At 67.6% G+C, this 14605-nt stretch carries 14 protein-coding genes and 1 pseudogene; 4 read left to right on the top strand and 11 right to left on the bottom strand.

The window, feature by feature from the left end:
* On the top strand, window positions 1-388 hold a 388-nt coding region (locus OZN99_RS12705; RefSeq protein WP_270935613.1), incomplete at its 5' end, for a DUF3489 domain-containing protein.
* A gap of 61 nt (window positions 389-449) precedes the next feature.
* Here the strand turns inward: OZN99_RS12705 and OZN99_RS12700 are convergent.
* From OZN99_RS12700 to OZN99_RS12685, 4 genes are read right to left on the bottom strand one after another with little or no spacing between them, the layout of a single operon-like run.
* Window positions 450-878, bottom strand: coding sequence for a DUF1810 domain-containing protein (locus OZN99_RS12700; protein WP_270935612.1), 429 nt, complete (start codon window positions 876-878; stop codon window positions 450-452).
* Window positions 879-925: 47 nt separating this feature from the next.
* Window positions 926-1765 (bottom strand): GIY-YIG nuclease family protein, encoded by an 840-nt coding sequence (locus tag OZN99_RS12695; RefSeq protein WP_270935611.1) that lies wholly within the window; start codon window positions 1763-1765, stop codon window positions 926-928.
* Window positions 1762-3033 carry a site-specific DNA-methyltransferase gene (locus tag OZN99_RS12690; RefSeq protein ID WP_270935610.1) on the bottom strand — a complete coding sequence of 424 codons (1272 nt, stop codon included), beginning with the start codon at window positions 3031-3033 and terminating at the stop codon, window positions 1762-1764. Before OZN99_RS12690 ends, OZN99_RS12695 begins: the two co-directional genes overlap by 4 nt.
* Window positions 3023-4489, bottom strand: coding sequence for a site-specific DNA-methyltransferase (locus tag OZN99_RS12685; protein WP_270935609.1), 1467 nt, complete (start codon window positions 4487-4489; stop codon window positions 3023-3025). The genes OZN99_RS12690 and OZN99_RS12685 overlap by 11 nt, the downstream gene beginning before the upstream one ends.
* A gap of 104 nt (window positions 4490-4593) precedes the next feature.
* Between OZN99_RS12685 and OZN99_RS12680 the strand changes: the two genes are divergently transcribed.
* The 3 genes and pseudogenes from OZN99_RS12680 (at window position 4594) to OZN99_RS12670 (ending at window position 7406) form a co-directional block, all read left to right on the top strand.
* Window positions 4594-5145 carry a nuclear transport factor 2 family protein gene (locus OZN99_RS12680; protein ID WP_270935608.1) on the top strand — a complete coding sequence of 184 codons (552 nt, stop codon included), beginning with the start codon at window positions 4594-4596 and terminating at the stop codon, window positions 5143-5145.
* A 269-nt stretch (window positions 5146-5414) separates the two neighbouring features.
* Window positions 5415-5663: pseudogene (locus OZN99_RS12675) on the top strand (IS5/IS1182 family transposase); the annotation flags it as partial.
* 513 nt (window positions 5664-6176) lie between these two features.
* Window positions 6177-7406, top strand: coding sequence for a hypothetical protein (locus OZN99_RS12670; protein WP_270935607.1), 1230 nt, complete (start codon window positions 6177-6179; stop codon window positions 7404-7406).
* 176 nt (window positions 7407-7582) lie between these two features.
* Here the strand turns inward: OZN99_RS12670 and OZN99_RS12665 are convergent, their stop codons facing one another.
* From OZN99_RS12665 to OZN99_RS12635, 7 genes are all read right to left on the bottom strand, one after another.
* A complete protein-coding gene (locus OZN99_RS12665; protein ID WP_270935606.1) occupies window positions 7583-8131 on the bottom strand; it encodes a hypothetical protein in 549 nt (182 codons plus the stop codon).
* Complete coding sequence (locus tag OZN99_RS12660; protein WP_270935605.1) at window positions 8121-8264, bottom strand: hypothetical protein; 144 nt, start codon at window positions 8262-8264, stop codon at window positions 8121-8123. Before OZN99_RS12660 ends, OZN99_RS12665 begins: the two co-directional genes overlap by 11 nt.
* Before the next feature lie 292 nt (window positions 8265-8556).
* Entirely contained in the window at window positions 8557-10815 is a 2259-nt protein-coding gene (locus tag OZN99_RS12655; protein WP_270935604.1) for a bifunctional DNA primase/polymerase, read from the bottom strand.
* Window positions 10812-11036 (bottom strand): DUF6511 domain-containing protein, encoded by a 225-nt coding sequence (locus OZN99_RS12650; RefSeq protein WP_270935603.1) that lies wholly within the window; start codon window positions 11034-11036, stop codon window positions 10812-10814. The genes OZN99_RS12655 and OZN99_RS12650 overlap by 4 nt, the downstream gene beginning before the upstream one ends.
* 125 nt (window positions 11037-11161) lie before the next feature.
* On the bottom strand, window positions 11162-12745 hold the full coding sequence (locus OZN99_RS12645) for a DEAD/DEAH box helicase (RefSeq protein WP_270935602.1): 1584 nt from the start codon (window positions 12743-12745) through the stop codon (window positions 11162-11164).
* Window positions 12742-13365, bottom strand: coding sequence for a sigma factor-like helix-turn-helix DNA-binding protein (locus OZN99_RS12640; RefSeq protein WP_270935601.1), 624 nt, complete (start codon window positions 13363-13365; stop codon window positions 12742-12744). The genes OZN99_RS12645 and OZN99_RS12640 overlap by 4 nt, the downstream gene beginning before the upstream one ends.
* Entirely contained in the window at window positions 13362-14468 is a 1107-nt protein-coding gene (locus tag OZN99_RS12635; RefSeq protein ID WP_270935600.1) for a PD-(D/E)XK nuclease family protein, read from the bottom strand. Before OZN99_RS12635 ends, OZN99_RS12640 begins: the two co-directional genes overlap by 4 nt.
* Window positions 14469-14605 lie beyond the last annotated feature (137 nt).

Genomic DNA, 14605 nt, shown 5'->3' with positions numbered 1-14605 from the left:
CGACGCCGCCGCGGCGGTGCTGGCCGCCTGGGATGCCAGCCCGGCGCAGGACGCCACGGGCAACCCGATCAGCCGCGCCATCGAGGCCCTCCGCGCCGCCCTGGCCGGCAAGCCGCCCCGCCAGGCGCGGGAGCCCGGCGCCCCGCGGAAGCCGCGCGAGGGCACGAAGCAGGAGACGGTGCTGGCGATGCTCCGCCGCGAGGAGGGCGCCACCATCGCGCAGATCTGCGACGCCACCGGCTGGCAGCAGCACACTGTCCGCGGGTTCTTCGCCGGACTGAAGAAGCGCCAGGGGATCGAGGTGCAGGTGCTGGAGCGGGTGCGCCAGGTCGGCCCGAACAAGGAGGGCGCGAAGGGGTCCTTCACGATCTACCACCTCCCGGCCTGACGAACGCCAGACACGCGGTTCACCCCGCCGCCTGCTCAACGCGGGCGGCGGCGCTGCTCTGTCAGCCCTGGGCCAGCAGCTCGGTCGTCAGTGGATCCGGTTGGCCGCGCAAGAACTCGCGGATCAGATGGCCGAACACCTGCCTATCCGGGGCCGCCGCCGCAAACAGCGTCATCGACGAATGCAGCTTCAGATCATCCGGGCTGCCGAAGATCTCATGCGCGGTCCGCCCCGGAACAGCCAGCACCAGCTCGGCACATTCCACCAGTCGCGGCCCCAGCACCGGATGCGCCATGTAGGCCTGGGCTTCAGCCAGTGAGGCGATGCCGTAACGCTGCGCCGTCGGGCTGCGTCCGAGCGCACGCAGCTGCGGGAAGACGAACCACATCCAGTGCGTGCGCTTGCGCCCCAGCTGGATCTCGCGCCGGACGTCGCCCATCACTGCATCCTGGGCCTGCACGAAGCGCTCGAGGTCGAACGGGTCTGCCATTGATCGAGCCTATACTAGACACCGGTGCCGCTCGATGGTCTCCAGCGTCAGTTCCGATTGAGGCCCATATCTCGGCTGAGAAGCTTCTGCTTCCACCGCGCCTCGAGGGCGATGATCTCCTCCGCCGTCGCTACCGAGCCGGCGACCTCCAGGATACTGACGACATAGTCGCTCGGGTCGCGCATCCGCAGCCCGACATTCCCGCCATGACTGTTCGCCACGTAGGCCTCCCAGCGGCCGAGGAAGCCGTCGCTGCCATAGGCCGAGCCGACGTAATGCTCGCGGGTCCGCGGGCACGCGAGCAGGTAGACGCCGCGGCTCGCCCGCAGCACTGCCTTCCAGCTCGGCGGCATGGTCTCGATGTCTGACAAGGGCTGGATCAGTTGCGAGAAGCCGGGGAACTCAGGCTCCCGGAAGGCACGCGCCAGCGCCACGATCTCCTTGTCCTGGTTGTCAGCGCGCTGCACCCAGCTCCGGGTTCCTTCCCCCCAGCGGATGAACAGCCGCCCGATATAGGCCGACAGCTGCGGCAGCAGGGTGCAGGCATAGCGGTCGTAGTGGCCGGTGCTGTTCGCGGGCTGACCCGTGAGCGGGTTGACCAGATCTGGCTCCGCCGGCCCGAGCCGCGACACCTGGTAGAGGCCGACGAACAGCGTCTCGCCATCGGGCGGCGTGACGAAGCTGGCCCAGTAGCGCGCCGCGAAGACCGCCTGCCGACGTGGGTCCGCCGCCTGCATGGACTGGTAGAGCTCGAAGGCGGCGCGATCATCGCGCCAGAGGCTGTAGGGCGTCCGGCCGCGCGGCCCGACGGTCTGATGGCGCAGGAGACGGACATCGGGGAGGGGGATACCCTCTGCCGCGAGCAGCATGTTGAAGCGCAGCGTCATGCCGGCATCGTATCAGGGAGTCGACGCTTGGCGAGATCGTCGAACACCCGATCCTCACCGGCCAGCACGGCGGCCCGCCCGGTGAAGCCCTGCCAACGTCGCACCGCGACATCGACATAGCGCGCGTCGACGTCCATCGCGTAGCAGACACGCCCCGTTGTCTCCGCCGCGATAATCGTGCTGCCGCTGCCGCAGAACGGCTCGTAGACCGCATCGCCCGGCGCGCTGTTGTTCAGCATCGGCCGGCGCATGCACTCCACTGGCTTCTGCGTGCCATGCACCGTCGCGGCGTCCTCGTCGCCGCCGTTGCTGATCGGCCAGAGCGTTGCCTGGTCCCGCGCGCCCTGCCAGTGGCCGGTCGCGCCCTTGCGCACGGCATAGAGCGCCGGCTCATGCTGCCAATGATAATCTCCGCGCCCGAGCACGAAGCGTGACTTCGCCCAGACGATCTGGCTGCGGATCACGAAGCCCGCCGCCTCAAGGCTCTCGATCACGGTGCGGGCGTGCACGCCGGCATGCCAGACATAGGCCACGTCACCGGGGAACAGAGCCCAGGCCTCGCGCCAATCGGCGCGGTCGTCATTCGCCACCTTGCCGGTGCGCATCGTCGCCGAGACGCCCGCCTCGTTCCGCCATTCCGGATCGTAGTTCACGCCGTAAGGAGGGTCTGTCGTCATCAGGTGCGGCCGCGTGCCGTCCAGCAGCCGGGCGACGTCCGCGGCACTCGTGGCGTCGCCGCAGAGCAGCCGGTGCGGGCCGAGCAGCCAGAGATCACCGGGCCGGGTGACCGGAGCCTCCGGCGGCTCGGGCGCTGGTGCGTCCGGATCACCGCCGCCCGACGCAGGCGCGTCCGCCGCGACGTCGCCCAGCAGCCGATCCAACGTTGCGCCGTCGAAGCCGATCAGGCCGAGGTCGAACTCGTCGGTGCGCAGCGCCCGCAGCTCGGCGGCGAGCAGGTTCTCGTCCCAGCTGGAATTCAGCGCGAGCTGGTTGTCCGCCAGCCGGAAGGCGCGCGCCTGCGCCTCGGTCAGATGCCCGAGCCGGATGGCGGGCACCTCCTCCAGGCCGAGCACCTTCGCGGCCAGGACGCGGCCGTGGCCGGCGATCAGCACGCCGGCGTCGTCCACCAGCACCGGGACGTTGAAGCCGAACTCGCCGATCGAAGCCGCCAGCTGCGCCACCTGCTCCGTGGGATGCAGGCGGGCGTTCGCGGCATAGGGCGCCAGCGATGCCACCGGCATCATCTCGACGCGAAGATCAGGCTGCAAGGGCGGAGTCCTCCGCGCGTGCCGTGGCGACGGCGTCGTAGTCGCGGCCGTCCTCGGCCAGCGTCACCAGCAGCTCGGGATGCAGCATCCGCCAGCGGGCGATTGCCAGGTCGACATAGGCCGGGGCGAGCTCGATGGCGCGGACACGCCGCCCGGCCCGCTGCCCCGCCAGGATGGTCGTGCCGGAGCCGCCGAAGGGCTCGAACACGACGTCGCCCTCGTCGGTGTAGGCGCGCATCAGGAAGTCGGGCAGCGCGACCGGGAACACCGCCGGGTGCTCGGTCTCGATGCCGCGGCCCTTGTGACGGGTGATGCGCAGCACGCTGTCGGGGATGCGCATCTCCTGCACGGGCAGGCCGATGTGGGTGTAGGCCTTTACCTCGCCGTCGGCAGCCCGCAGGCCGCTGCCCTTGTTCGGCGTGCCCGCCCACTTGCAGGGCACGATCTTGTTCGCCTGCCGCGCCTCGCGGTTGAAGTGGAACATCAGCTCGAAGGCCGGCGCGAGCCGCCCGTTCCAGTCGCCCGGCAGGCCAGGCCCCTGGTCCCAGGCATAGAGCCCGAAGCGCCGCCAGCCCTGCGCCCGCATCCAGTCCAGCCAGCCCTGCCAGTAGGGCTGCCACTCCCCCTCGCGATGGATCAGGCCGAGGTTCACCAGCACCTGCGCGTCGCGCCGCAACGCGCCGTCGAGATGCTGGAACACCCCCTGCATCAGCGCGTCCCAATCCGAGACACCGCCGGTGGTGTAGTCCCGCTGGTTCCCGTAGGGCGGGCTTGTGAAGAGCAGCGCCGCCCGATCCGCGGCCATGACGCGCGCGACGGTGCTGCGGTTCGTGCTATCGCCGCAGGCGAGTCGGTGCTCGCCAAGCAGCCAGATGTCGCCGACCCGCGAGACGGCCTGGCGCGGCGGCTCGGGCTCGGCATCCGAGGGATCCTCCGCAGCCTCCGCGCCACCCGCGTCCGGCTGGTTGCCAGGAGCCGGCTCGGCACCGCTGGCAACCGCTGGCGCCGGGAGGTTGCCGGCCTCGGTTTCCAGCCCGGCCAGCAGCCGCTCGATCTCCGCGCCGTCGAAGCCGGTCAGTGCCAGGTCGACGCCGCCCATCTCCTGCAGCTTCGCGACCTCGGCCGCGAGCAGCGCCTCGTCCCAGCCTGCATTTAGCGCGATCCGATTGTCGGCCAGGCGATACGCCGCCTTCTGCGCGTCGGAGAGGCCGGAGCGGACGATGGTCGGAACGGTGTCGAGGCCGAGGGACTTCGCGGCCAGCAGCCGGCCGTGGCCGGCGATGATCTCGCCGCGTTCGTCCACCAGCACCGGCGCGACGAAGCCGAACTCGAGGATGCTGGCCGCGATCTGCGCCACCTGCTCGGCGGAATGCGTGCGCGCATTGCCGGCATAGGGCAGCAGGGAGGCGACCGCGCGCGCCTCGACGGCGCTCGCAGACCATGGGGCCTGAGGCATCTGCACCTGCTTGTCAGTAGAAATTGACGAGGCGTCGGCTGTTAGAGTGCTGTCACCGGCCTGCCGGCTAAACGAGAGGAGTTCGACTAATGCGCACACATGCCTTGTCGCTCGCCATCGGCCTGGCAGCCGGCGTGACGCTTGCCGCCCTTGCCCAAGCACCTGCGCAGCAGCGGACGCCCGACCTAGTGGCCGCTCGCATCGTCGAGGAGCACATCCTCCGCCGCGTGGCGGACACCCTGGATCACGCTGTCGACACGAAGAACTGGACGCTGGCGCGGGCGCAGTTCGCCGACAGAGTAGCCCTAGACATGTCCAGCCTCGGCGGTCCGCGGGCGGAGGTCGCGGCCGACGAGCTCGTCGCCGGCTGGCAGCGCGCATTCCGGGGCGACAAGACGTCGCTCCACCTCAGGACCAACCACCTTGCCACGGTCGACAGCGATGCGGCTCGCATGACCAGCCATGGCTACGCGTGGAACCGCCTCCCAGAGGGCGCCGTGGCTGGCGTGGATGGCCCGGCGCTGTGGGAAGTCTGGGGTCAATATGATTATCGCTTCGCCCGCATCAGCGGCGAGTGGCGCATCACGCACTTCACGTTCGTCGCGACGCATGATCGCGGACCGCGCGCTGTGCCCGCCGCGGTGCGCCCCGAGTAGCGGCCCGCTCCGCCTCCAAGCTTGGCAACTGGCAACTACGCGGCGCTGGCAACCTGGAAAACTGACCTGGCGCTAGGAGCCTTGCGCGCTTCCGCCCCCCGCATACAGCGGGCCCAGGAAGGACCCTGGGGCTCGAGAGCTACAGTGGCTCGCCAGCGGCGCCGCGGTCGCGGCTTTTCGATGTAAGCTGATGATACTCGAAGCGGGTTCCATCGTGCAACGCGACATTACTTCGCTCTTTCTCGCTCCGCTACGATCCTGCGATGTTTCTTCGTGCCGTTCGCTGCCGACGGCCTCTCGTCGAACTCGCCTTCGCCGATGCGGGACATGCAAGCGAGCGCGTCGCGAGCGCCAGCCCCATCCGCGTCGACATCGTCCGAAAGCAGAAGGTGCAGGTCGGCTTCGCCGTTCATGCGCGAAGCTAAGTGGTCGCACGCCTCTTCGCTTGGACCGGCCGTAATTGCAATCTCGCAAGGGACTTCTAGACCTCGATCGCCTCCGCCGAGGGCTTCCTCTAAACCGCCTCCGTCATGCTCCTGCTCGGCCGCATCGCCCGTGCAAACTGAGATTCGCTACTCACTCGTAAACAAATCACTCGCTTGGCGACTTCAAGCTTGAACGCTGAGGATTCTCTCGGTCATATTGGCTTTTTGGGAGACGGAGAGGTTGAGATGCGGGCCCGAGGATATATCTATTTAGGGCTAGCTGTCCTGTGCCAAGCAGTCATAACGACTCAAGCACCAGCACAGACGGAAATAACGTTGAGACGCGGAGAACATATTGGCGAGAATAGCACGTTAGATTTCGGGATGGGCTTTAATAGTATTGTTGGAAACTCATACATAAATCCATGCGTTACGTTTACGCGACCCTCAGGTGCCCAAAACTCAGATCTGCCAGGCAGCGCCGGCGAGGCGCGCTTTAGCTCAGATACATTGTCGTTTCTGAGTCAATTCGAGTCTGAGAGCGGTATGTCTGTCGGGGTCTCTATCGGTTATGGTCTCTACGAGGGCGGCGCTAAGTATAACCGCATGAGTCGAACATCTGGATCAAACTATACACTCAGGACGCAAGTTGAAGGAGTATTCACCACGTCTCCTTTTGCAATCACAGGCGTCAAAATCACTGACGAGGCGCGGCAGCTTTATGAGAGAGATCCTGTAGCCTTTCTCAATCGCTGCGGAGATCGGTATGTATATGCCATCCAGTATGGTGCGGTTGTTTCTGCATCGTATGTAATTTCTGCTTTTTCGCAGGAAGAATATTCCTCTCTGCTCGTTCAGCTCACTGCGACGTTTAGGAGTCCAACGTCTAGCGGAAGTTTCGAGGCCGGCGCTCGTGAAGCAGTACGAACTGCATTGCAGAGAAATAGCAGCAACATGCGGCTCGCAGTTTCTGGTGGCTACCCAAGCTCTGGTAGCGGCGAGAGGTGCCAAAGATTTGCTCGCGGCCGCCCGCGTCCAGATGAAGTCAATGAAGTAATGCAGCTCGCGCTCAACGCGGATTGTCTGGCGCGAGTCGAGAATCCTGTGATCTTCACGCTAAGATCCTATGATGAATTGCTTCCGGGTGGTGGCAGCTATCGCGACTCTGACGAATCTGCGTTTGTCCGCCTTCTGACGCGTGCCTACGCACGTCGTGCCTCTCTCCGACTGGCCATGATGCATCCTACGCAGTTTGGACCGATCGACCCCATCGAGCTCCGGCGGCAGATCGAGAGCCTCGATCGAGTTGTTGACACGTGCAGAGCAACATACGTCGAACGCACGCGAGCGCGGTTGAGCCAGAATTCGGGAGGAGGGGCGACACAAAGTCTTTCTTGGTGTCTTTCTCAGATGGATGGAGAAAGCAGGATCTCAGATCCCTTGCCACCAGCGATTCTGGCAAAGCCAGGCCTCTGCAACCACGACATTGTACGACTACCCGGCTTTCCCAACACTCATCAGACAGCAATTGAGTTCAGAGGAAATTATACAATCTCTCGTGGTAATCCCGGCTGGCTCTGCCCGCTTGATAGGCGATGCGGCGGGGGCGAGGGAACGACTGGTAGACTATCTCGCCTGCCGAGTGCAGGCGGACAGGAAACGCGGATCGATTTTGGAATCGATAACGCCCATCGCGAGCGGCGCATTATCCCTCCAGGAGACGTTGTTGTTTGGCAAGGCTGGGAGACTCAACCAGGCTGTCGTGATAATGAGTGGCTGAACGGTGACAATGGCTTGTTGATTTATGTCCCCGTCGCTCCCCTGCGTGCTCAATAGCTTCGGCGCGCCCTGACGCAGCCAATTTGCTTCCGACCCGACCCTGGGGCTGTGTCGTGATGCGACCGAGTTGCGACACCTTGGATGAACGACCCGATGTGGACCCCGGCCATCCGGCAGCAGCATAGCGGTTCGGCCGGCGTTATGCGGATGACCGGGCTCGCCTTCCGCTACAGTCACGCCGCCCGCTGCCGCGGCGTCAGCCGGAAGTGCGCCGCCAGCACGCTGAGCGTCGCCACCAGCATGCCCTGCGCCTGCGGTGGCGCGACGGGGCGCCCGCCCCATCCCTGGCGCATCGCCCATTCGCGGACGGACATCTCCAGGCCGACGACATACCAGGCGCAGGAGCCTGCTGCGCTGTCGTGACCGCCCAGCGCGTCGAGCGCCTGAGCGACCTTCCGGCGCGCGTCGATGTTCCGCTCGGACAGCGCGTCTGCGGTCCTCCCAGGCAGCCGGACCAGCGGCGAGCGCGCCATACCGTCCAGTGCAGCGCGACGGAACAGCGCGCGGAAGTAGCCGCCGGCGTCGTGCATCTGCTGGGTGATGGTGCCGTTCGCCAGCATCATGCCAAGCGTGTCCACGGCGCGGCGATGCTGCACGGGGCTGCCCGTCTCGGGATCCGCCTCGCGGATCGGCGCTGAGAAGTCGCCGTGCTGCAGCCGCCACTTCGACGGGCCGAGCGCCTCGTCCCGCTTCGGCGCCTTCGCCTTCCGCTTACCGGCCATGGGTGGTCTCCTGCTGCCGCGGCCCCCAGCGCCGCGTGGCTTCGTTGATGAGCGCCTGGCGCAGCCAGGAATCGCTGATGTCATCGATCGCCAGCAACGCGATGCCCTGCTCGCGCCAGACGCGTCGGCGCATGGCGTCCATCTCGGGACTGGTGGTGGGGCTGCGCGTCCTGCCATCGAGGCAGGACCGCGGCGGGCGGGGGGAGCCGGGGAGCGCCATCTACGCAATCCCCCTGGGCGCAACAGAACCCCCGGCTATCCTACTGATATATATATTATTGTTGTTTTTGTTATTATGTATTGGGGTGTTCCCCTCGGCGCCCGCGCACGCGTGGGGGGAGGTCTTCCCCCCGCGCCCGCGCACGAAAACACAAAATCCACAAAAGCCTGTTTTCAACGACTTAGACCGCCCGGACTGCTTTTCGTTACTCATCGCCGGCTGGCTCCTCGGCCGGGAGGTCACCGGGAGCGTGGACGAGGACGTAGCGGGGACCGGCCGGCCGGCCGGGGCTGCCGGTGGCGGGCGACAGCGTCTCGATGACCAAGCCGTTCGAGACCAGCGCGTCGATCACCTCGCTGAGTTCGCGTGCAACGAGCTTCAGCCCCTTGTGGAAGATGTCGCGCCGGCTGCACGGCCCGTGCTTCCCGATGATGCCGATGGCCTTGTTCAGACGCTTCTCGAATTCGCTGTCGGCCAGGAAGCGCTGCGCGTCGCGAAGCACGGTCCTGGTGCAGTGCTCGGCCAATGCCCAGCCCCAGGCCACCTCCGCCTCGGTGATCCGCGGATGCGCGGGATCACGGCTGATGGCGCAGATCAGCGCCAGCTTGCTGGCATTCTCGCCGAGCCGGTTGACGATGGCGGCCTGTGGCGTGCCCGCCACCTTGAGCGCCCAGGCGTCCTCCTCGGCCAGCTTGCGATCGTGCAGTGCCTCCGCCGCGGACGTCATCGGCACCGCGTATGGCGCCGGCTCGTCGGTGGCCTTCATTGGCACCACGTGCACGTCGGGCAGGTTCCCCGGCGGCGGTGGATCGCCCTGGCCGCGCGCGATCGCCTTCAGCGCCTCCAGCAATTTGGCGGACGGCGCGATGATGCCCGCCGCCCGGTTGCGCTCCGGCCGATCGGTGTCGGTGACGAAGACCAGGAAGCGTGCAAGCGAGCCGTCCAGCATCGCGCCGCCTTCCAGCGCCTTCCAGAAGGTTGAGGGCGTGGTGGTGCCGTGGAAGCAGACGCAGGGCTGGTGAATGTCGATGCGCGGCGCGTCTTTCTTGTTGGCGTATTCGGTGCCGCGGTAGATGCCCTTCGCGCGGCTGTAGAGCTTCATCAGCTCGGACCAAATCTCGGCCTTGTGCGCCGGCGCCCTGCCGCCCGTCACGGTGGCGAGGAAAAGGCCGAACTCGTCGATCTGGAACAGCCGCGCTGGATGCTGCTCCAATGCGGACAGCAGGCCGCGGCCGGAGGCGAGGTTCTCGCCGCCGAGATAGCGTTCCAACCCGGCCCGGTCGAAGCAGCGGCGGATCACCTCCGGCGCGTGGTCCTTCCCGCCGCCGCTTTCGGCCACCGCGGCGACATAGACGTTGGTGCGCAGATCCGTGCGCGTGCGGTACTGACGTCCGGCCAGCGCGCCGACGGCGCAGATGGCCGCACCCAGGGCAAGGAAGGGCTGCGGCCGCAGCGCGGTCCTGACGCATTCCTCCACGAGCATCTGCAGGACGCCGCCGGGCTGCAGGATGTTCGCTGGCACGGGGAGTGGCTTCGCCTGCTGCTGAGCACGGCGGGCGTACAGCGTCGCCAGGAACGGTGCGGCGGGATGGATGGCCTCGGGTGCAGGATACGGTACACGCTGCGGCTGCCCCATCCCCTCTCGGAAGGCGCGCTGCAGGGTGCGCTCCGCCGCGCGCTGATCCCGGCACCGCGGCAGCAGCACGGAGAGCGCGTCGCTCAGCCCGCGCCATGCGGTGCCTTCGTCCAGGTGACCAGCGGACACCATGCCGCCGATGGCGAAGGCGGCTTCGTTGACGGCGTGATGCTTGGTGCCATCCGGTGCGTTGCGGATCTGCTCGCACCGCTCGTCGAGCGCCGCCCGCCCGATCGCGCTGCCCTCGCCCTCGAGGCGGGGGCGCTGCGGCAGGGCGGCGGGAGGCAGCGTCGGCGGGGGCAGCAGGGCCGACAGCAGCCAGTCCGGGAGGTCGGCCAGCGGCGCGTCATTCGCCACCAGATAGCCCGGCGAGGGCGGCACGATGACGTAGCCGCCGTCGCCGCGCACGTCGACGCCGGGGGCGATCCTGCTCGCGCTGTTGCGGATCGGCTGACCAGGCCAGCGGAAGTAGAGGTGCCGACCACCCGAGGCCGTCTGCACCGTCCACGTCGGTGGCAGACCGTCCCGGTTGGCGTCGAGCCACGCCTGGCCCTGCCGGTCATCCTTCACGTCCACGTCCACGACGACCAGGGCCGTGACCTCGCCCGTTGGCATGCCGATCATGGCGGCGGCCGGGCTGGTGAAGTGGCGACGGATCGCAACCGGATCGGCGGTGGCGTCCTTGAAGCCATGTGGCGTCAGAGGCCGCTTGCTGGCGTCGCAGGGGAACACCGGCACGCCGAGCGCGATGGCGGCGTGGGCCATATCGTCGCCGTGGCGTGGCTCGCGCTTATCAGCACAATCGGCGAACCCGGAGATGCCGCTCATGCCGGCGGTCCCGCCTGCACCTTGGCCAGCGCCGCGTTGATGGCGATCTGCTGCTCGACCAGCGCATCGACATAGCCACCGCAGATCGCCTCGATGAAGCCGCGCCAGTCCTGCTCGGACCACGTGGCCATGTCGGTGCGGCCGACGGCGTCGATATACTGGCCGGCGATGTCACCGGCGGCGCGCATCGCGGCGGCTTCCTGCTCGTTGGGATCAACCATGCGGAGTTCCCTCCAGAGGTCGAGACAGACGGGCGAGCAGCTCGGCACGGTCCAGTGGACGCGGAGCGTCCGGGCCGGATGCCACCACTTCCAGTGCCAGGCGGGGCGGCCGCAGGTTCGGCATCTCACACGAACCTCGTGGCGGCGATTTCCGTGTACTGGCCGGTCGGCCGGACCTGGATCGCGATGGGACGGCGGAGCTGGTCGACCTGCCGCAGGGCCTCGTCGACCGTGGCCGGTGGCGGCAGATTGCCGGCACGCCGTCGCCACCAGCCGATCGCCTTCTCACGCGGAAAGCCGGTGTGCTCGAAGCAGACCCATTCGCTATGCCGTGCCAGGCCGCACTCGTAGGTCACACGCAGCGAGGGCGGTTTGCCGGGCTTCTCGTGCCGGGCGTAGGTGATACCGGTGACGTCAGCCCAAGAAGCCTGCAGCTGCGTCGAGAGCAGCGCGTTCGACGCCGCCTGCGGGGCCACCTTCACGGCCGGCGGCGGGAACTCGTAATCGCACTCGATGCAGTGCCGCGCGCTGGCGTGGTTGATGGTCTTGCATTCCGGGCAGACCTTGATCGGTGCCTCGCCGTCGCCGGCCGGTTCCTTCTTCCGACCGTCCACCATGTCGATTGGGCCGTGCCGCGCCGTGTTGCCGGCGAAGTCCAGCACCAGGCAGTCATCCTTGCCTTCGGCGAGGCGGGTGCCGCGGCCGACCATCTGGACATAGAGGCCGACGCTCTTCGTCGGGCGCAGCAGGGCGATGAGGTCGGTGCCGGGGGCGTCGAACCCGGTGGTGAGCACGTTGGCGTTGGTGACGCAGCGCAGGCGCCCAGCGTTGAAGGCGGCCAGGATCCCGTCCCGCTCCGGCGCGGGCGTGTCCCCGGTGACGGTCTCGCAGCTGACACCATGCTCGCGGATGGAATCGCGGACGTGCCGGGCGTGGGCAACGCCGGAGCAGAACACCAGCCAGGAGCCGCGACCCTCGCCGTGCTGGACGATCTCGGCCACCGCCGCACGCGTCACCTCGTCCCGGTCCACCGCCGCCTCGAGATCCTTGGCGATGAACTCCCCGCCGCGGGTGCCGACGCCGCCGACATCGAGCTGCGTCGTGGTCTGCTTCGGGACGACGGGGCAGAGGTAGCCCTGCTGGATCATCTCCAGCACCGCCACGTCGTAGGCGATGTCAGTGAACAGCCGATCCTTTCCCTCGTGGAGCAGCCCGCTATCGAGCCGGTAGGGCGTGGCGGTAAAACCCACCACCTTCAGCAGCCCGGCATTGATCTCGTTGAGCTGCTTGAGGAAGGAGCGATACATCCCGCTGTCGCCGCGGCCGAGCAGATGCGCCTCGTCGATCAGCACCAGGTCGCAGCGCTGCACCTGCCGCGCGTGGCGGTGGATCGACTGGATGCCGGCGAACAGGATCTGCGCGTGGATGTCGCGGCGCGACAGGCCGGCCGAGTAGATGCCCGCGGGCGCTTCCGGCCAGGCGCGAAGCAGCGCCATGAAGTTCTGCTGGATCAGCTCCTTCACGTGGGTGAGGACCAGCACCCGGGTGTCGCCATAGGCGGCGATAGCCTCGCGGATGAAGCCCGCGATGACCACGGACTTACCACCTGCGGTGGGAATGACGACCAGCGGATTGCCGGTGTATCCGCCGAAGTAGTCGTAGAGAGCGTCGATCGCGGCGCGCTGATAAGGGCGGAGGGAAAGCGTCATCGATCCTCTCCCACCGCCGTGTCTTCCAGGAGCGGAGCGCAGCGTCGGCGCAGGTCATGTCGAGGCGCCGCCAGTTTGCGCTGGGCGTGATGGATGGTCTGCCGGACTCGTTCCTTGCTCACGTTGAAGGATCGTCCGATCGCCTCAAGCGTCCGCGGCGCTTCGCCGTCGAGGCCGAAGTACATCTGCAGCACGCGTGCCTCGCGGGGGCGCAGATTGGCCATCGCGGCATCGAGCGCACCGAGGGCGGCGCCAACAGCTACCGCCCGCTCGGGGTCGTAGGCGATGGAGCCCGTGGCCTCGCCCATCAGCATCGGCAGGTCCGCCGCGCTGACTTCCCGCGTGACCCGGTTCGACGCCAGCGCCCGGCGCAGGAACTGTGCGGGGAAGAGATCCTCCGGCAGGCGCCGCAGCAGCTTCGAGATGGCGAGCACGCAGGCACGCCACTCACCGTCCTTGCCAATCGGCGCGATCTTCAGGTTCAGGTAGTCGTGGACGCGGTGCAGAGAGACACCGCTCGCGCGCGACAGCGCGGCAGCGCTCTCGATTCCAGCCTCCTGCATGGCGGTGAGCAGCGCGTTGTTCTTGACCGAGACGATGATCAGGAGATCCGCGCTCATGCGGCCACTCCGATCGCCACGGCGTCCACCTTGCTGAGCCAGCGTCCGCCCACCTCGCAGCCAGCGCAAATCAACTCGGCAATGTGCGGCCCCTTGCCGGGCCCGACCCGATAGATCGTGCCGCGACACACCCGGCACGGCAGGTGCGAGACGGTGTTCTGCTGCGCCGTTGCCGGCACGCCGTCACGCCATTCGGTGCCGTCGGCGATGCGATAGCTGACCCAGTCCTCTCCTGCGTCGAGCTGCTCGCCATCGATGAGGTCGGGGATGTAGAGGTGCGCGCCACACCCCGCCTCCTGGGTGCCTCGATCCAGCGGGACATCGTGACGCGCGCAATGCCAGGCGCCGCCCTGGACCGGCGAGGCATGCAGGCACGACCTGCAGTGCCGTTCCACGTGGACCGCCCCGCCGTCATGACAAACGGCATGGTGATCGCAGAAGCGGCACTGCCACCAGGCCGGATCCTGGCTGATGCGGGCGGGCGGCCGTGCCGCGGCGATGATGCACGCCGCCTTCGCCAGGATCCGCAGCCCGGCCTCCGCGTCGTGACGAACGCGCTCCTGGTAAAGCTCGTCCGTGTCCTTGCAGACTGCCAGGTAGAATGCGCGATCGAGGCCGGCGAGCTGCATGTAGGCCTGCATCTGCGCCCAGTGCAGGGGCTTTGCCGCAGCGACGCCCTCGGCCTTCAGCTTGGCGAAGGACTTCGCCGAGTGCGTCTTGAACTCGCAGACGTGCCAGGTCGTCGGCGCCTCAGGCAGCCCGATCGCCACAGCATCCATGCTGCCGCCGAAGTGGCCGCTGGCGTCGCGCAGCTTCCACTGCCGGCCCGTCGCGGGATCGAGGTCGAGGACGGTCACGCCGATGCGGCGCAAATCCGCGACGAAGCGCGCCTCGGCCAGGTTGCCGGTGTCGAAGAGCCGCAGCAGCCGGCCGGTATGCCGCGCGCGGGTGGCCCAGCGGAATGTGTACCAGATGGCGCGTTCGCATTCGGTGCCGATCAGCGAGGCGCCGAGATGCGCGCGATAGCCGCTGTCCGCCGCCTTCTCATAGGCGGCATAGATGGCGGCGACGGTGGGCGAGGCAGGCGGAGGAAGGGCAGCCATGACCTGATCCTGAAGAGGCGGGGAGGAAGGCCGGCAGACGCGTGGCCTGCCGGCGGATGGTCAGGCATTCCGCCGCCACGGCGGCGTCTGCGCGGCGCCGGCGCCGGCGCGGGCGGCGGGAGCAGGCGCTGCGGCCG

This window comes from Falsiroseomonas oryzae, assembly GCF_027856955.1.
Lineage (GTDB): Bacteria > Pseudomonadota > Alphaproteobacteria > Acetobacterales > Acetobacteraceae > Falsiroseomonas > Falsiroseomonas oryzae.
This window is presented reverse-complemented; position numbering and strand designations above follow the sequence as displayed.